The following is an 18,213-nucleotide window of genomic DNA, read 5'->3' on the forward strand; positions in this document are numbered from 1 at the left end:
ACGAAGACTTCGCTCCGTATCGAAAGCCCCGCCCGCAATGGCGGGGCTTTTTTCATTTGGAGGGCGTGCCGAGCAGCGCGGCGCGCGCGGCCTCGGACGGGAACACGCAGGCCACGTCGTGCGCGCAGCCCGGCACCACCGTGACCTCGCGGCGCTTGGCCGGCGCGAGCAGCGTGCGGTCGTACTGCGCGTAGGACAGGCCGCGCTGCAGCCGGTAGGGGCCTTGCGCGGTGGCCGCGCAGGACTTGTCGAGCACCCGGTAGGCCGTGCCCTTGCCCTCGCCGGTGTCGAGCTCGCCTTGCAGGTAGTGGATGTCGGCGGCCGCATAGCGCGCGCGGGCCTGCGCGGCATCGCGGCCCAGGTGCGCGGGCAGGCCCTCGGTGCCGTACTTCCAGCGGTTCAGCGCGGGGCAGGCGGCGGCGTCACCCGGAGGAAACGGGCGGTACGCGTCGAAGTAGAGCCAGGTGCCGGGGTCGGCCACCACGTAGCGCAGCGCGAGCGAGGCCGCGGGCGGATCGGCCGCGAAGCCGATGTAGTGCTGCACCATCTGCGCGCCGGCCGAGAAGCCCGCGAGGGTGACCGTGCGCAGGCCGGGCCACTGCCGATGCAGCTCGGCCACGAGCGCGTCCATGGCCGCGAACGAGGACAGGCCGCTGCCGTTCTCCGCGCGGCCGCCTTCGAGCCAGGAGGCGCAGGTCCACAGCAGGTCGCCGTCCTGCGCCGCCGGCACGCCCGCGCTGTTGCACTTGCCGGCCTTGTCGGCCGCGACCTGGAACAGCGGCGCGACCACCAGCGTGCGCTCGAGCGCGCCGGCCTGGCGCACGGTGCGCAGGGCCGCGTCGAAGGTCTTGCCGGCATCGCGCGGATGGCCGTGCATGGCGATGAGCGCCTGCGTGGGGCCCGCGCCGGGGGCGAGCGAGGCGTAGTAGTGCAAGGTGCCGCCCGCTTGCGGGGGCTCGAAGGCGCGGTAGCAGTCGGGCGCGGCCGATGCCGTGCAGTCGGCCGCCGCGGCGTTGGCCGCGAATGCGGCGAGGCACAGGGCCGCGGCCAGGGCACGCACACCGTTCGACGGGAGAAGGGATCTGGGATGCATGCGGCTATCTTCGCCGCATCGGGTGCCGCGAGGCTGACTCAGGCGCCGTTGTCGTCGGAAGCCGGTGCCCGTGCCGGTACCGCGCGCAGCGCCACCTGCTCGCCGAAGGCGACCAGCACCTTCGGGTCGTAGGCATGGAACCAGGTGATGCCGCCATTGCGACGGCGCACCAGGAGGCGCGGCGCGACGACGCGCTCGAGCATGCGGATATGGACCAGCTTGAGCTGCGAGGCATCCTGCGCGCGCACGCGCTTGGTCCACAGCCAGGTCTGGACCAGTTCGTCGCCCTCGAGCCGCGTACGGCTGTAGACGATCCAGTAGCCGACCCACACCACGCACAGGCCCGCGAGGCCGAAGACCACGAGGCTCGAGGTCGACCAGCTGGTCTCGCGCAGCGAGGGCAGGCTCCAGAGCGCGATGGCGAAGAGGTCGACGACGATCACGACCGCGAGCGTGCGCAGCAGCGGCGGGAAGGCGGCGCTCTCGAGCGCAGCGCCTTCGTCGGCGCCGGCCTGCGTCACTGCTTGGCGCCGTCGGCGGGCGCCGGCGCGGGCTCGGCCGCCGGGGCCGGCTCGTCCTTCTTCTCGTTGCCGAACGGGTCTTCCATGTTCACGCCGTTGGCGTCGGGTGCGTTCGACTGCTCGTCCACCGGCATCTCGAGGATCACCTTGTCGATGTCGACCACCTTCTCCTTGTCGAGGAACACGGTCACCGTCTGCGGGAAGAAGATCACGATGGCCACCAGCAGCAGCTGCATGATGACCCAGGGCACGGCGCCCAGGTAGATGTCGCGCGACTCCACCTTCTTGGGCAGCGCCCCGTTCTTGAACAGGGTGTCGGCGATCCCTCGCAAATAGAACAGCGCGAAGCCGAACGGCGGATGCATGAACGAGGTCTGCATGTTCACGCACAGCAGCACGCCGAACCACACCATGTCGATGCCGAGCTTGTGGGCCACGGGGCCCAAAAGCGGCAGGATGATGAACGCGATCTCGAAGAAGTCGAGGAAGAACGCGAGGAAGAAGACGAAGATGTTGACCGCGATCAGGAAGCCGACCTGGCCGCCCGGCAGGCCCGAGAGCATGTGCTCGATCCACTTGGCGCCGTCCACGCCCTGGAACACCAGCGAGAACACGCGCGAGCCGATCAGGATGAACACCACCATGGCCGTCAGGCGCATCGTGCCTTCCATCGCGCCCTTGAGCAGTTCCCAGTTCAGCCGGCGGTGGACCAGCGCGAGGATCAGCGCGCCGACCGCGCCCATGGCGCCGGCCTCGGTCGGCGTGGCGATGGCCTTGTCCATGAACGGCAGGCCGCCCATCGAGCCCAGCACCGCGAAGATCAGGATGGCCGAGGGGATGATGCCGCGCAGGCACTTGCCCCACAGCGCCCAGCCGTGCAGCGTGCGCGCGCTGGCCGGCAGGCCCGGCACGTAGCTCGGGTAGATGCGCCCGATCAGGAAGGTGTAGATCGCGAAGATGATCACCTGCAGGATCGACGGACCCCAGGCGCCCTTGTACATCTGGCCGACGTCGGTGCCGAGCTGGTCGGCCATGACGATCAGCACCAGCGAGGGCGGCACCAGCTGCGTGATGGTCCCCGAGGCGGCGAGCACGCCGGTCGAGTAGCGCATGTTGTAGCCGTAGCGCATCATCACCGGCAGCGAGATCATCGCCATCGCGATCACCTGGCCCGCCACCGTGCCGGTGATGGCGCCGAGGATGAAGCCCACGATGATCACCGAGTAGCCGAGGCCGCCGCGCACCGGGCCGAACAGCTGGCCCATGGAGTCGAGCATGTCCTCGGCCAGCCCGCATTTCTCCAGTACGGCTCCCATCAGCGTGAAGAAGGGGATCGCCAGCAGCGTCTCGTTCGACAGGATGCCGAAGACGTTGAGCGGCAGGTTGGCCATGAAGCCGGCCGGGAACCAGCCCATCTCGATCGCGAAGAAGCCGCAGATCAGGCCGAGTGCCGAGAGCGAGAACGCGACCGGGAACCCGATCAGCATGATCACGACGAGCCCCGCGAACATGATCGGGGCGAAGTTTTCCATGTGCATTTCTACTTATCCTGCCGTTGGGACACAGAGAAGGGAGACGGTGACGGGGCGAGGGCGCTGCGCGCTCACTGCACCGGCTTCTCGTAGTGCGTGTTCATCTCGATGAGCCCACGCAGGTAGGCAATGCGCTTGATGATTTCCGCCACGCCCTGCAGGAACATGGCGGCGAAACCCACCGGCATCAGCAGCGCGGCGGGCCAGCGGACCAGGCCGCCGATGTTGCCCGACATCTCGCCCGTGACCCAGGTGTTCCAGAAGTAGGGCCAGGTGAGGTAGGTGAACATGCCCATCACCGGCAGCAGGAAGAAGATCAGGCCGAACAGGTCGACGTAGACCGGGCCGTTGCCCTTGAGCTTGCCGTAGATGATGTCCACGCGCACGTGCTCGTTGAAGCGCAGCACCACGGGCGCACCGAGCATCACGGTGGCCGCGAACAGGTACCACTGGATCTCGAGGAAGGCGTTGTTGCTGAAGTCGAAGCCGTAGCGCACCAGTGCGTTGGCGGCGGAGATGAGCGAGGCCGCCAGGACGGTGTAGCCGGCGAACTTGCCGAACTTTTCGCTGATCCAGTCCATGCCGGCCGCGAATTTGAGGAATGCAGACAAGGGGTGTCTCCCACAAAGCCCAGGGTGATAGCGACCGGCCCTGGTGGGGTCGACGCAAAGCCCGCAATGGTAACGCGGTGTACCTTTGTATTGCCCCGTCCGCCCAGGCCGCGACGCCCGGGTTTACCCGGGAGTCGGCGCCCACGACGTCCGCCGGCGGGTGCCCATAATCGCCCGATGTCTTCCAGCCCGCAGCCCTCGACTCCTTCAGGCGCCCTGGGCCTGCCGCATTCGATCGACTCGCCCGACATGCACCGTGCCGGCCGCGAACTGCTGTCGCTGGCGCTGATCGATGCGCGCAACCACACGCTGCACCTGCTGGCGCTCTACGAGCAGGCGCTCGGCTCGGCCGCGCTGCCGGTGCCGCGCGAGCTGCAGGCGCAGGAGGGCATGCAGCCGCCGGTCTGGCTGGCCGGCCACATCGGCTGGTTCGCCGAATGGTGGATCGGGCGCAACACGCAGCGTGCCTTCGGTGTCGACTGCCCGGTGCGGCCGACGCGGCTCGCGGCCATCGACCCCGGCGCCGACGACTGGTGGAACCCGGCCCAGATCGGCCCCGAGCGCCGCTGGTCGCCCGAGCTGCCGGACCTGGCCCAGACCAAGGCCTACCTGCTCGAGACGCTCGAGAGCACGCTCGAACTGCTCGAGCATGCGGCCGAGACCGATGCCGGCCTGTACTTCTACCGCCTCGCGCTGTTCCACGAGGACCTGCGCGGCGAGCAGTTCGTGGTGATGGCGCAGACCCTCGGGCTGCCGCTGGGCATCGAGCAGGCGCCCGTGAGCGTGGTGCGCGAGCCGCTGGCGCTGCCGGCCACGCGCTGGAGCCTGGGCCGCGACGAGGCCGGCTTCGCCTTCGCGCAGGAGCGCGGTGCGCACCGCGTCGACGTGCCCGAGTTCGAGATCGATGCCCAGCCGGTCACCTGGAACCAGTTCACCGAATTCGTCGACGACGGCGGCTACGACCGCGAGGAGCTCTGGCACGGCGAGGGCTGGCGCTGGCTGGCCGCGCAGGCCGAGGGCCGGCGCGGGCCGCGCCACGTGGAGCAGATCGGCGCGGCGCGCAGCGCCACCGGCGGCTCGGTGCTGCAGCAGCGCTTCGGCGCCACCGTGCGCGCCGCCGGCCACCACAGCGCGGTGCACCTGAGCTGGTGGGAGGCCGATGCCTGGGCGCGCTGGGCGGGCCGCCGCATCGCGACCGAGGTCGAGTGGGAGATCGCGGCCCACACCGCGGCGCGCCGCGGCTTCCGCTGGGGCGATGTGCACGAATGGACCGCGGGCACGCTGCAGCCCTGGCCCGGCTACCGCGCCGATCCGTGGAGCGGCGGCGGCGAGTTCGATCCCGCCGCGGGCTTCGGCCGCGCGCGCGTGCTGCGCGGGGCCTCGTTCGCCACGCGCGCGCGGCTGCGTTCGATGCGACGGCGCGGCTTCGCGCTGCCGCAGCGCGACGACGGCTTCCTGGGGTTCAGGACCTGCGCGCTGTAGCCGGCGCGGCCTTCAGTTCATCCGCTGCAGCTGCACGTCGGTGACGGCCACGCTGCCCGCGGCCTTCGGAAAGCGCAGTGTCACCCGTTGGATGTGCGCGATGTCCACGCCATGCAGCGCAAAGGCCTTCAGCGGGACCGCCACCATGTTCAGCAGCGGCCGCGTGGTGCCGGTGTCGGCATAGATCGCGTCATCGGGCGCGTCGACCAGCGGGATCGCGCCATCGGGCTTGCGCGCGATGCCGTAGAGCGCATCGCTGAAGTCGCTGCCCTTGAGCGCCGCCTTGCGGCCCTGCGTGTCGGTCAGCGCGATCTCGACCTCCTGGCCGATCGGTGCCAGCACGGCGACGCGCACGCTCAGCGTGTCGAAGCCCTGGGCGGAGAGGTCGCCGGTGTCGATCGCCACCGTGGGGCCGGCCGTGTCCCACTGCAGCTGGGCCTGGTCGGTGATCGACCAGAGCAGCAGGGTTTTCCTGTCGTACGAGGAGGGGTTGTAGAGCTCGCCTTCCTTGAACAGGGCTTCGGCCGGAAGCTGGCTCACGGGGTCGGTGCAGGACGCCTTTCGATCGTTCGGCTGGGCGATGATGGCCAGGAAGCGGCATTGAACGGTCGTCTTGAAGCGCTCGTAGGTGGTCGACAGCCCGCTCGCGTTCTTCGCACTGGCATCCACGTTGCGGAAGTCCTGCAGCAGCTTGCGCTGGGCGGCGGGCTGATGCACCGTCAGCACGACGCGTTCGTCGCAACTGCTTTCACCGGCCGGGCAGCCGGCCGATGGAATCGGGGCCTGGCCTTTCCAGTAGGGCGCGAACTGGAACTCGTCGCCGACGAAGTAACGCAGGAACGAGGCCATCAGGAACGCGCCGTTGCGGCGCTGGTCGTCGGGGCTCAGGCGCAGCGTGTCGATCTTTCCCGATTGGCAATAGAGCGGGGCGAACTTCTCGGCATCGTCGTCCTCGGACCAGTGGTCGTTGTAGAAGTTGTGGTTGGCGCCCCTGACGACCACCTGGTACTTGGGCGCGCTCTCGTCGCTCGCCGTGTTGCGGCTGTCGTCGAAGATCTGCGCGCCGGGCATGTTGTAGACATCGCCGTCGCAGGTGGGCAGCAGGGTCGCGAACGGCACATGGGTCACGCGCGACAGCTGCCTGGCATTGATCGGCGCCAGCGAGAACACGGCGCGAACGCGGTGCGGCGGCTCGGTGGCCGACGGCAAGACGACGCCCGATTGCAGCAGGGCCTCGAGCGAGGTCATCTGCGCGAGCCACTTCTCGCTGTCCGCGTTGATCGCGTACGAGAACGTGCTCACATCCCGGAACCTGGCGTTGACTTCCTCGAGCGCGGCTTGCTCGGCGGCGACCCGTTCCTTCGCCTGCGCCGCCTGCTGCTGCAACTGCTGCAGGGCCTGCGTCAGAGCGTCGATCTTCTCGGGCGAGGCGGGCGGCGACTGGATTCGCGCGGCCAGCAGCGCCGCCTGGGCCATGAACAGCTTCACGGTGATGTCGGTGGCGGCGGCAGTGGCTTCATCGACCCGCTTCTCGGCTTTCTCCTTCTCGGCCTTGGCCAGTGCAACGAGCTCGCGGCTGCGGCGTGCCGTCTCGACGTCCTGGTAGCTGATGCCGATGCGCTGCTTGTTCAGTTCCACCGCGTACGCGACCGCTTCCGCGCCGCGCGAATGGCCGACGATGCCCACGCGCTCGAGGTCCAGCTTGCCCTTGAGCTCGGGCATCGCGACACCGTTGAAGAGGCCGGTTGCATTGCCGGCGCGCAGCAGGTCGAGCGTGGTCATGAGCAACTGGCCGCGCGCGAACGCGCCGGCGTCCGAGGCGTTCCAGCTGCTGAGCCCGTTGATCTTTCCGGCGTCGATGGAGAAGGCGACATAGCCGTGCTCGGCCAGGTCCTTCTGCAGGTAGTCGTAGCCCTTGGCGTTGTTGAGATCGGAGGAGTCGTGCATGCCATGCAGGAACACCACCACCGGATGGCCGCCGCTGGCCGAGGGCTGGACCTTGGAACTGCCCGGCGTGCCGGCGGGCCCGGCCGGATAGCGCACCGTGCCCTGCAGCGGCACCGTGTAGATCACGTCCTTGTATTGCGCATCGGCCACCGCGGTGGTGCCGAAGCCATAGACCACCTGCGCCGAGGACTGGTAGTCGCCCTTCTCGCCGAACGGCACCGTCGCCGTGAAGCGCGTGATCGCCGTCGGGTCCTGCGGATCGGGCGGGGTGGTCACGGGAATCGTCGGCGCGGGGTCGGCGGTCGCGGTGGGTGCGGTGGGCAGGGCCGTGAGCGACAGCGTGCTGCCGCCGCCGTCGCCGCCTCCGCATCCGCTCGCGAGCGCGAGTGCAAGAACGATCGCGCAGGCTGCCGCCATGCGCATGGAACGCCTTCTTTTCATTTGCTTTCTCCCAAGATTTCTTAAGGATCGAGGCGATGGGCGGCGGGGCCGCAACTCGCCTCTGGCGATGTCGGCATCGCGATAGCCAATGAATCGAAGACGGGTGTCGACGTTTGTGAGAGTCCTGCGTCTCGCGCTGCGGACCGTGGGGTGCAAGCAATTCACGTGCCCCCGCGTGGCACCTTCCTAGTGCAACCGTGTGGCGATGTTGTTTGTGCGCCTCAGCGTTCGCCGCCATGCCCGGAGGCCAGCGGCGGCGCCACCTCCTCGAGCGGCTTGCGTTCGGCGTCGGCCGCGTAGCGCAAGGCCAGCAGCCCGGCCACCACCACCAGCACCGCGGCGAAGCAGTAGCCCACCATCACCGCGCCGCGGCTGCCGGTCTCGATCAAGAGGCCGAACAGCACCGGCGCCGCGAAGCCGCCCGCGCCCATGCCGATGGCATAGAAGATCGCGATCGCCATCGCGCGCATCTCGAGCGGGAACACCTCGCTGACCGTGAGGTAGGCCGAGCTCGCGGCGGCCGAGGCCAGGAAGAACACGGCCGACCAGCACAGCGCCTGGCTGCGCGCGTCGAGCCAGCCCTGCATGAAGGCCCAGCCGGTGAAGGCCAGCCCCACGCCCGCGAGCACATAGGTCAGCGCGATCATGCGGCGCCGGCCCACGCTGTCGAACAGCGGGCCCAGCAGCAGCGGCCCCAGCACGTTGCCGAGCGCGAACGGGAAGATGTAGAGCGCCACGCTGGCCTCGGGCACGGCGTAGAAGCGCGTCAGCACCAGCGCATAGGTGAAGAAGATCGCGTTGTAGAAGAAGGCCTGCGCGATCATCAAGGCGAGCGCGACCACGCTGCGCTGCCGGTAGTGCTGGAGCAGCACGCGCGCCACCTGCCGCATCGGCGGGCTCTCGCGGCGCGCGGCCGTGTAGTCGACGTAGCTGCGCGGCGCGGGCAGCGGGCCGTGCTGCGCCGAGACCTCGGCCTCGATCTCGTCGACGATGCGTTTGGCTTCGTCGGCGCGGCCATGCGCGATCAGCCAGCGCGGGCTCTCGGGCACGTGGCGGCGCACCAGCAGGATCGCCACCGCGAGCACCGCGCCCAGGCCGAAGCCGGCGCGCCAGCCCCACACCGGGCCGATCACGCGCGCATCGAGCAGCACCAGGCTCAGCCCGGCGCCGAGCGCGGCACCGATCCAGAAGCTGCCGTTGATCGCGAGGTTGACGCGACCGCGCACGCGCGCGGGGATCAGCTCGTCGATCGCCGAGTTGATCGCCGCGTACTCGCCACCGATGCCCAGCCCGGTGACGAAGCGGCACAGCGCGAAGAAGGCGAAGTCGGGAGAGAAGGCCGTGGCCAGCGTGCCGAGCGTGTAGACCACCAGCGTGACCAGGAACAGCTTCTTGCGTCCGAGCCGGTCGGTGAGCCGGCCGAACAGCAGCGCGCCGAGCACGGCGCCGGCCACGTAGATCGAGCCCGAGAGGCCGATCTCGCCGGCCGTGAGCCCGAGCGTGTCGGGCCGTTCGAGCACGGCGCCGATCGAGCCCACCAGGGTGACCTCGAGGCCGTCGAGCACCCAGGCCACGCCGAGGGCGATCACCACGCGCCAGTGCCAGCGCGACCAGGGTAGGCGGTCGAGGCGGGCGGGGATGTCGCTGCGCAGCACCGTCATGCGCACGATTATGGGAAGCGCGCCGTGCCCCGCTTTGTAGGACCGACGCTGCAATGCGCCGGTCCGATGAACTGCTCGCTCAGGCCGCGACGGCGGCCGATGCCTGCCGGATGCCCATGGCCTCGAGCGTCTCGGCGATGGCGGCGACCGCGCCCGGGATGCCCGCGTCGCCGAAGTGCCCCATGCAGCCCACGCGGAAGGTCTCCACCTGCGTGAGCTTGCCGGGATAGAGGATGTAGCCGCGCCGCTTGACCTCGTTGTAGAAGGTCTTGAAGTCGTAGCGCGGATCGTCGGGCGCATGGAAGGTGACGATGATCGGCGCCTGGATGGCGGGGTCGAGGAAGGCGCGCAGGCCCAGCGCGGCCAGCCCGCCGACCAGCGCCTTGCAGTTGCGCGCATAGCGGCCGCCGCGCGCGGCCAGGCCGCCTTCCTCCACGTACTGCGCGATCGCGGTGTCGAGCGCGGCCACCACGTGGGTGGGCGGCGTGAAGCGCCACTGCGTGGTTCGCTCCATGTAGACCCACTGGTCGTACAGGTCCAGGCTCAGCGAGGGGCTGTGGCCTTCGCATTGCTCGAGCGTGCTGCGCTTGACGATCACGAAGCCCATGCCCGGCACGCCCTCGAGGCACTTGCCCGAGGCCGCGACCACCGCGTCGAACGGCGTCTTGCGCGCGTCGATCTCGAGCGCGCCGAAGGAGCTCATGGCATCGACGATCAGGCCGCGCCCGTGCCTGGCCACCACCAGCGCGATCTCGTGCAGCGGGTTGAGCACGCCGGCGCCGGTCTCGCAGTGCACCACCGCGACGTGGGTGATGCCGGGGTCGGCCGCGAGCGCGCGGTCCACGTCGGCGGGCGAGATCTGCTTCTCCTCGGTGTAGTCGATGGTGGTCAGCTTGCGGCCCAGCACCTTGCAGATCTTCGCGAGGCGCTGGCAGTAGGCGCCGTTGCTCGGCACCAGCACGTGGCCGTCGCGCGGCACCACGGTGCCGATGGCGGCCTCGACCGAGAAGGTGCCACTGCCCTGCAGCGGCACGCATTCGTGCGTGCCCGTGCCGTGCACGATCTCCAGCACCTGGCGGCGGATGCGCGCGGTGATCTGGTTGAAGTCGCCGTCCCATGATCCCCAGTCGCGCAGCATCGCCTGGCGCGTGCGCTCGGAGGTGGTCAGGGGGCCGGGGGTGAGCAGGATCGGATGCGGGGCTTGACTCATGGTGTCTCCAGGCAGGGAAGGGGAATGAGGAAGGGCTGTTCAGCCGCGGCCCAGGTTGCGCCAGGCCTGCGTGCGCGCGAGCAGCACGCGCGTGAGCAGCGCATAGGCGATGCACACCAGCGTCGAGGTGACCACGATCAGGCTGGCCAGCGCGGCGGCCGGGCCGATGTCGCCGGCGTCGTCCATGTGCATGATCGCGACCGACGCGAGGATGGTCTCGGGCGTGTAGAGGAAGATGGCGCACGACAGGCTGGCCATCGACACCACGAAGAAGTAGCGCCCGATGTCGAGGATGGCCGGCAGGCACACCGGCACCGTGACGCGCAGGAAGGTCTTGAAGAACGGCACCTTGAGCGAGGCCGAGACGGCCTCGAACTCGTTGTCGATCTGCTTGAGCGCGGTCACGGCCGTGAGGTGGCTCGAGGTGTAGTAGTGCACCACCATCGACACGATCAGGATCGCCATCGTCTGGTAGAGGAAGTTCAGCGGGTTGGCCGGATGGTTGAAGAACATCACGTAGCCCAGGCCCAGCACCAGGCCCGGCACCGCCATCGAAAGCACGGCCATCAGGTGCATGCCCTTGCGCATCAGGCCCAGGCCGCGCGTCTTCTCGATCAGGTAGGCGCCCGTGAACACGATCAGCGAGCCGGCCACCGCGGTGGCCATGGCCACCAGCAGGCTGTTGCCGTAGGCCGCGGCCATGTCGCTCTCGACCAGCACGAAGTGGTAGTGCTTGAGCGTGAACGACTGGTCGTAGGGCCACAGCGCGATCAGCGAGGTGTAGACCGCCATGCCGATGGTGGCCAGCAGGAAAGCGCAGACCACGGTGCAGAACAGCGTGAGCAGGGTGTCGGCCACGCGCCGGCGCTTCGGGCTGTAGGGCACCGAGCGCGCCGTGAGCTGTGCCTTGAGCTTGCGCCGCACCACGTAGTCGATCACGAAGGAGACGATCGACGGCAGCAGCAGCAGCATGCCGACCACCGCGCCGATCGAGAAGTTGTGCTGCCCGACCACCTGCTTGAAGACGTCGACCGACAGCACGTTGAAGTTGCCGCCGATCACCTTGGGCGCGCCAAAGTCGCTGACCACGTAGGTGAAGACCACGGTGGCCGCGCTGATCAGGCCGTACTTGCACGAAGGCAGGGTGATGGTCATGAACTGCCGCAGCGGCCGCGTGCGCAGCGCGGTGGCGGCCTCGTAGAGCCGCCCGTCGGCCAGCGACAGCGCGGTGACCAGGATCATCAGCGCATGCGGGAAGGTGTTGTAGACCTCGGCCAGGATGATGCCGGGCGCGCCGTAGATCGAGGTGCCGCCCAGCAGGAACTTGAGCGCGCCCTGGTTGCCGAACCATTGCACGAAGGAGATCGCCGACAGCAGCGAGGGCGCGAGCAGCGGGATCAGCGCGATGAGGCGGAACACGGCCTTGAGCGGCGCCGGCATGCGGCTGCGCGTGAGCGCGTAGGCGAACACGAAGGCCGTGGGCACCGAGATCGCGACCACCGCGGCCGCGACCCAGACCGAGTTCCAGGCGGCGCGCAGCAGGCTCGGCGTCTGGAAGTAGGTGATGAAGTGCGCCAGGCCGACGAAGCGGCCGTCCTTGTCCTGCACCGCGTGCGCGAGGATGGTGAGCAGCGGCGCGACCAGGAACACGAACAGCATCGCCATCACGACGCACAGCACGGCGCGCGCGATGGTCTCGTCGCGGCTCCAGCGCAGGGCGGGCCGCGTGCTGATGGCCGGCTTGGCGGCGAGGGGATGGGCCAGCGTGTTCATGGTTGCGGCGCGCGCGCGGCGGAGAAGGCGCGGATGCGGTTGGCGCGCAGCGCGATGTCGACCGTGTGGCCCTCGCGGATGCCGAGGTCGTGCAGCTGGTTGAGCGAGAAGTGCAGGCCGAGCGTCTGGCCGTGCAGTGCATCGGCCGTCACCTCGGCGATGCACAGGCCGCCGAGGAACTCGACCTTGGTGACCATGGCCTGCAGCCGGTTGGCCGTGTCCTCGCGCAGGTGCTCGACCGCGCGGTCCTCGGGCCGCAGGTAGAGGTTGACCGCCTCGCCGGGCTCGAAGGCGCCGTCGCAGGCATCGCACTGCAGCTCCATGTCGCCGACCTGGAAGCGGTGGTTGCCCAGCGCCACCGAGCGCAGCACGTTGACCTTGCCGACGAAGTCCGCCACGAAGGGCGTGGCCGGCTGCTCGTAGACCTCCATCGGCGTGCCGACCTGCTCGATCACGCCGTGGTTCATGACCACGATGCGGTCGGCCATCGACAGCGCCTCCTCCTGGTCGTGCGTGACCATGATGGTGGTGATGCCGACCTGCTTCTGCAGCCGGCGGATCTCGCCGCGCAGGCGGATGCGCTCGAGCGCGTCGAGCGCCGACAGCGGCTCGTCGAGCAGCAGCAGCCCAGGCCGGGTGGCAAGCGCGCGCGCCAGCGCCACGCGCTGCTGCTGGCCGCCCGAGAGCTGGCTCGGGTACTTGGCGCCCGAGGTCGGCAGGCCGACCAGGGTCAGCAGCTCGTCGACGCGCGCCTTGACCTCGGCGCGCCGGGCCCGGCCGTTGACCAGGCCGTAGCCGATGTTCTCGGCGATCGTGAGGTTGGGGAACAGGGCATAGGACTGGAACACGATGCCGTAGTCGCGCCGGTCGGGCGGCAGCCACGAGACGTCCTTGCCGTTCTGCAGGATCTGGCCGGAGGTCTGCGTCTCCAGCCCCGCGATGATGCGCAGCAGCGTGGTCTTGCCGCAGCCCGAGGGGCCGAGGAAGCACAGCATCTCGCCGGGGTTGACGCGCAGGTGCACGTCGCGCAGCGCGCTGAAGGTCTCGAAGTCCTTGCGGACCCCGATGACCTCGAGCGCCGCGGCGCCGCTCGCGGGCCGCCGGCCGGCCATGAACGGGGTGTCGGTCGTATCCATTGTTCGCACTCGTCGTTGGCGGACGCGCGGGACGCGCGTCCGCGGGTTGAAGAAGGACAGAAAGACAGCGGTCGATCGGACTTTTTCGCGGGACACCGCGGAACCGGCTTCGCCGGGCCGCCGGTGTCGCCCCCGGTAGGGGGTTGGCGAAGCGACACGAAGTGCGCGCAGCCTGGGGGCGAGCCTATTTAGCTTCGGCCTTGCCTTCGTAGCGCTTGCTCCACTCGGCCAGGATGCGTTCGCGGTTCTTGGCGGCCCAGTTCAGGTCGTTCTTCGCGAGCAGCTTCTCGTAGTTGTCGGGAATGCCCTCGAGCTTCGAGACCACGCCGGGATAGGCCACCACGGCCCACCAGCGCGCGCTGATCTGGTTGGCCTCCTTGCTCGCCATCCAGTCGGCGAAGCGCCTGGCCTGCTCGAGCTTGGTGCTGGTCTTCATGAGGCTGGTGGCCTCGATGTCCCAGCCCAGGCCTTCCTTCGGAAAGATCAGGTCGACCGGGGCGCCCGACTTCTTGACCTGGTGGGCGCGGAACTCGAACGAGATGCCGATCGGGAATTCGCCCGCGCCGGCCTGCTTGCAGGGCTTGGAGCCCGAGTGCACGTACTGCGCGATGTTCTGGTGCAGCGCGTCCATGTACTTCCAGCCCTCGGCATCGCCCCACATCTGCAGCCACGAGGAGACGTCGAGGTAGCCGGTGCCGCTGGAGGCCGGGTGCGGCATCGAGATGGCGCCCTTGTAGACCGGCTTGGCCAGGTCCTTCCAGCTCTCGGGCTTGGGCAGGCCCAGCTTCTGGGCCTCGACCCGGTTGAAGCAGATGGTGGCGGCCCAGACGTCCATGCCGACCCAGGCCGGCGGGCGCGCGGCATCGGAGTAGGCCGGGTTCAGTTCCTTGAAGCCCTTGGGCTCGTAGGGCAGCAGCATGCCTTCCTGCTGCAGCAGCGCGAGGCTGCTGGCGGCCAGGCCGGCCACCACGTCGGCCTGCGGATTGGCTTTCTCGGCCAGCAGCTTGGCGGTGACGATGCCGGTGGAGTCGCGCACCCACTTCACCTCGATGTCGGGATTGGCCTTCTCGAAGGCGTCCTTGTAGAGCTTCATGGCATCGGTCTCGAGCGCGGTGTAGACCAGGAGCGAGGTCTTCTGCGCCCAGGCGGCGCCGCTGGCCGCGAGGCCGAGCGCCGCGGCGCACAGGACGGCCGCGAGACGGCGCGAGCTTGGTTTCATCGTCATCTGTTTCTCCTGAGAGGGCTTGCTGTCACGAAAGGGTGAGTGGCGGGCGTCCGGGGCCTGGCGGCCGGGATCCGGTGAAGGCAATGTAGATTGCAGACTGAAGACTGTCAATAAAAAATTGTTGACAGTTTTCAATCCGAGGCTGGAGAATGCGTTCCATGGTCACCAGCAATCCCTCCTCCGCCCTCGCGTTCCTCCAGTCCAGCTCGCTGCCGATGCTGATGCAGGAGGAGATCGAGCGATTGATCATGACGGGCGAGCTCCCGGTGGGCAGCCGCATCAACGAGAGCGAGCTCTCGCAGCGCTTCAACACCAGCCGCGGCCCGATCCGCGAGGCGCTGCGCGCGCTGGAGGAGGCGGGCCTGGTGCGCAACGAGAAGAACCGCGGCGTCTTCGTGCGCGAGATCGCGTTCGAGGAGGCCGACGAGATCTACGAGCTGCGCGAGGCGCTGGAGGAAATCATCGGCCGCCGCGTGGCGCTGGCGATCAAGCCCGATGCCGTCGAGCGGCTGCGCGCCATGCTCGATGCCATGCGCTCGGCGGCCCAGGCGCAGGACGTGGAGCAGTACGCGCAGCTCAACCTGCAGTTTCACGAGATCCTGCTCGACACCGCGGGCAGCAAGAAGCTGACCGAGACCTACAAGCGCCTCGTGAAGGAGCTGCACCTGTTCCGCATGCGCGCGCTCGACAGCGGCGGCGGCCTGCGGGTCTCGGCCGACGAGCACCGCGACATCGTCGAGGCCATCGCCAGCGGCGACCCCGACATCGCGGGCCGCGCGCTGCGCCAGCATGTCGCGGGCAGCCGCGCCCGCATGCACAAGGCCTTCGGCCGCGCCGGTGCCGAAGCCGCCACCACGAACAACCCACCCCAAAAGGAAGTCTGAAATGACACCGGAGACCCTCGAAGTCAATGCCAGGAGCTATCGCTGGATGGCGCGCCCGATCGTGGTCGTGTGCGTGGACGGCTGCGAGCCGGCCTACCTCGACGCGGCCATCGCCGCCGGCGTGGCGCCGTACCTCGGCCGCATGCGCAAGGAGGGCGCCGACCTGCTGGCCGACTGCGTCGTGCCGTCCTTCACCAATCCGAACAACCTGTCGATCGTGACCGGCGCGCCGCCCGCGGTGCACGGCATCTGCGGCAACTACTTCTTCGACCGCGAGCTGGGCCAGGAAGTGATGATGAACGACCCAAAGTACCTGCGCGCCGGCACCGTGCTGGCCGCCTTCGCCGACGCGGGCGCCAAGCTGGCCGTGGTCACGGCCAAGGACAAGCTGCGCAAGCTGCTGGGCCACCGCATGAAGGGCATCTGCTTCTCGTCCGAGAAGTCGGACCAGGTGACGATGGAGGAGAACGGCATCGACGACGTGCTCGGCATGGTCGGCATGCCGGTGCCCTCGGTCTACAGCGCCGAGCTCTCCGAGTTCGTGTTCGCGGCCGGCGTGAAGCTCATGGAGTCGCGCCGCCCCGACCTGATGTACCTGTCGACCACCGACTACGTGCAGCACAAGGCCGCGCCCGGCAGCGAACAGGCCAATGCCTTCTACGCGATGATGGACCGCTACCTGGCGCAGCTCGATGCGCTGGGCGCCACCATCGTGCTGACCGCCGACCACGGCATGAACGACAAGCACGGCGCCGACGGCTCGCCCAACGTCATCTACCTGCAGGACGTGCTCGACGGCTGGTACGGCGCCGGCACCGCGCGCGTGATCCTGCCGATCACCGATCCCTACGTGGTGCACCACGGCGCGCTCGGTTCCTTCGCCACGGTCTACGCGCCCGACGAGGCCAGCGTGCCGGGCTGGATCGAGCGCATCCGCCAGGTGCCGGGCATGGAGTCGGTGCTGTCGCGCAAGGAGGCGGCGCAGCGCTTCGAGCTCCCCGCCGACCGCATCGGCGACATCGTGGTCGTGAGCGAGAAGAACACCGTGATCGGCACCGCGGCCAGCCGCCACGACCTGTCGGCGCTCGAGGTGCCGCTGCGCTCGCACGGTGGCGTGTCGGAGCAGCGCGTGCCGCTGATCTGCAACCGCCCGGTGACGGGCATCGCCGCCGGCCGCCGGCTGCGCAACTTCGATGCGCTCGACATCGCGCTGAACCACGCCCAGTAACCGACCGCCGGAGCACCCATGAGCCAAGCCACGCTGAAGCCAGGCACCATCCACCGCGAAGCCCTGCGCATCGCCGGCGAGCGCGTCTACCGCGACCGCACGATCGAGGTCACCTATCCCTACACCGGCGAGGTGATCGCCACCGTGCCCAAGGCCACGCTCGACGACGTGCGCAACGCGCTGCGCATCGCGCGCGACTACAAGCCCACACTCACGCGCTACGAGCGCTACAAGATCCTGATGCGCGCGGGCGAGATCATCGCCTCGCGCCTCGACGAGATCTCGCGCACCATCACGCTCGAATCGGGGCTGTCGCGCAAGGACTCGCTCTACGAGGTGGGCCGCGCCTCCGACGTGCTGCTGTTCGCGGCCAACCAGGCGCTGGTCGACGATGGCCAGGTGTTCTCGTGCGACCTCACGCACCACGGCAAGAGCCGCAAGGTCTACACGCTGCGCGAGCCGCTGCAGGGCGCGATCACGGCCATCACGCCGTTCAACCATCCGCTCAACCAGGTGATCCACAAGGTGGCGCCGGCCATCGCCACCAACAACCGCATCGTGCTCAAGCCCAGCGAGAAGACGCCGCTGGCGGCCTTCCTGCTGGCCGACATCCTCTACGAGGCCGGCCTGCCGCCGCCGATGCTGTCGGTGCTCACGGGCGACCCGCGCGAGATCGCCGACGAGCTGCTGACCAATGCCGACGTCGACCTCGTCACCTTCACCGGCGGCGTGCCGATCGGCAAGTACATCGCGGCCAAGGCGGTCTACAAGCGCCAGATTCTCGAGCTCGGCGGCAACGACCCGATCATCGTGATGGACGATGCCGACATCGAGGAGGCGGCCACGCTCGCGGCCAGCGGCTCGTACAAGAACTCGGGCCAGCGCTGCACCGCGATCAAGCGCATGCTGGTGCACGAATCGGTGGCCGACCAGTTCGTCGAGCTGCTGGTGGCCAAGACCCGCGCATTGAAGTACGGCGACCCGATGGATCCCGACACCGACATGGGCACGGTGATCGACGAAGCCGCCGCGAAGCAGTTCGAGGGCGTGGTGAACGAGGCCATCGCGGCCGGCGCGAAGCTGCTGTACGGCAACGAGCGCCGCGGCGCGCTGTATTCGCCGACGGTGCTCGACCGCGTCGATCCCGGGATGACGGTGGCGAAGCACGAGACCTTCGGTCCCGTGTCGCCGGTGATCCGCTTCAAGACCATCGACGAGGCGATCCGCATCTCGAACGGCACGGCCTACGGCCTGTCGTCGTCGATCTGCACCAACCGGCTCGACCACATCACGCGCTTCATCCGCGAGCTCAACGTCGGCAGCGTCAACGTGCGCGAGGTGCCGGGCTACCGGCTCGAACTCACGCCGTTCGGCGGCATCAAGGACTCGGGCCTGGGCTACAAGGAAGGCGTGCTCGAGGCGATGAAGAGCTTCACCAACACCAAGACCTACTCGCTGCCCTGGTAACC

At 68.9% G+C, this 18,213-nt stretch carries 14 protein-coding genes; 4 read left to right on the plus strand and 10 right to left on the minus strand.

Going from position 1 to position 18,213, the window contains the following annotated elements; genetic code table 11:
* Positions 1-52: 52 nt before the first annotated feature.
* From AC07RM_RS17055 to AC07RM_RS17070, 4 genes are all read right to left on the minus strand, one after another.
* Positions 53-1,093 (minus strand): hypothetical protein, encoded by a 1,041-nt coding sequence (locus AC07RM_RS17055; RefSeq protein WP_495335284.1) that lies wholly within the window; start codon positions 1,091-1,093, stop codon positions 53-55.
* A 38-nt stretch (positions 1,094-1,131) separates the two neighbouring features.
* Positions 1,132-1,614, minus strand: coding sequence for a hypothetical protein (locus AC07RM_RS17060; protein ID WP_495335285.1), 483 nt, complete (start codon positions 1,612-1,614; stop codon positions 1,132-1,134).
* A complete protein-coding gene (locus AC07RM_RS17065) occupies positions 1,611-3,152 on the minus strand; it encodes a TRAP transporter large permease (RefSeq protein ID WP_495335286.1) in 1,542 nt (513 codons plus the stop codon). Before AC07RM_RS17065 ends, AC07RM_RS17060 begins: the two co-directional genes overlap by 4 nt.
* 65 nt (positions 3,153-3,217) lie before the next feature.
* The gene (locus AC07RM_RS17070; RefSeq protein ID WP_495335287.1) at positions 3,218-3,757 is read right to left on the minus strand and encodes a TRAP transporter small permease subunit; all 540 of its coding nucleotides are present in this window, start codon (positions 3,755-3,757) and stop codon (positions 3,218-3,220) included.
* A gap of 177 nt (positions 3,758-3,934) precedes the next feature.
* Here AC07RM_RS17070 and AC07RM_RS17075 point away from each other — a divergent pair, with 177 nt between their 5' ends.
* Positions 3,935-5,239 (plus strand): SUMF1/EgtB/PvdO family nonheme iron enzyme, encoded by a 1,305-nt coding sequence (locus tag AC07RM_RS17075; RefSeq protein ID WP_495335288.1) that lies wholly within the window; start codon positions 3,935-3,937, stop codon positions 5,237-5,239.
* Between the two features lie 12 nt (positions 5,240-5,251).
* Here the strand turns inward: AC07RM_RS17075 and AC07RM_RS17080 are convergent, their stop codons facing one another.
* The 6 genes from AC07RM_RS17080 to AC07RM_RS17105 form a co-directional block, all read right to left on the minus strand.
* A complete protein-coding gene (locus tag AC07RM_RS17080) occupies positions 5,252-7,609 on the minus strand; it encodes an alpha/beta hydrolase (protein WP_495335289.1) in 2,358 nt (785 codons plus the stop codon).
* 239 nt (positions 7,610-7,848) lie between these two features.
* On the minus strand, positions 7,849-9,288 hold the full coding sequence (locus AC07RM_RS17085) for an MFS transporter (RefSeq protein ID WP_495317029.1): 1,440 nt from the start codon (positions 9,286-9,288) through the stop codon (positions 7,849-7,851).
* A 79-nt stretch (positions 9,289-9,367) separates the two neighbouring features.
* Positions 9,368-10,498 carry a 2-aminoethylphosphonate--pyruvate transaminase gene (locus AC07RM_RS17090; RefSeq protein WP_495335290.1) on the minus strand — a complete coding sequence of 377 codons (1,131 nt, stop codon included), beginning with the start codon at positions 10,496-10,498 and terminating at the stop codon, positions 9,368-9,370.
* A gap of 39 nt (positions 10,499-10,537) precedes the next feature.
* Positions 10,538-12,271, minus strand: coding sequence for a putative 2-aminoethylphosphonate ABC transporter permease subunit (locus AC07RM_RS17095; RefSeq protein WP_203205031.1), 1,734 nt, complete (start codon positions 12,269-12,271; stop codon positions 10,538-10,540).
* Positions 12,268-13,407, minus strand: coding sequence for a putative 2-aminoethylphosphonate ABC transporter ATP-binding protein (locus AC07RM_RS17100; protein WP_490875775.1), 1,140 nt, complete (start codon positions 13,405-13,407; stop codon positions 12,268-12,270). The genes AC07RM_RS17095 and AC07RM_RS17100 overlap by 4 nt, the downstream gene beginning before the upstream one ends.
* Positions 13,408-13,591: 184 nt before the next feature.
* Positions 13,592-14,632 carry a putative 2-aminoethylphosphonate ABC transporter substrate-binding protein gene (locus tag AC07RM_RS17105; protein ID WP_093349154.1) on the minus strand — a complete coding sequence of 347 codons (1,041 nt, stop codon included), beginning with the start codon at positions 14,630-14,632 and terminating at the stop codon, positions 13,592-13,594.
* 158 nt (positions 14,633-14,790) lie between these two features.
* Between AC07RM_RS17105 and AC07RM_RS17110 the strand changes: the two genes are divergently transcribed.
* Genes AC07RM_RS17110 through phnY form a run of 3 tightly spaced genes read left to right on the plus strand, consistent with a single transcriptional unit; the run spans position 14,791 to position 18,211 of the window.
* Positions 14,791-15,516, plus strand: coding sequence for a phosphonate utilization associated transcriptional regulator (locus tag AC07RM_RS17110; RefSeq protein WP_208512020.1), 726 nt, complete (start codon positions 14,791-14,793; stop codon positions 15,514-15,516).
* 1 nt (position 15,517) lies between these two features.
* Positions 15,518-16,744: a phosphonoacetate hydrolase gene (gene phnA, locus AC07RM_RS17115; protein ID WP_495335291.1), complete on the plus strand. Its 1,227-nt coding sequence runs from the start codon at positions 15,518-15,520 to the stop codon at positions 16,742-16,744.
* 18 nt (positions 16,745-16,762) lie between these two features.
* Complete coding sequence (phnY, locus tag AC07RM_RS17120) at positions 16,763-18,211, plus strand: phosphonoacetaldehyde dehydrogenase (RefSeq protein WP_057589562.1); 1,449 nt, start codon at positions 16,763-16,765, stop codon at positions 18,209-18,211.
* Positions 18,212-18,213 lie beyond the last annotated feature (2 nt).

The organism is Variovorax sp. GW821-FHT09B05, assembly GCF_059418265.1.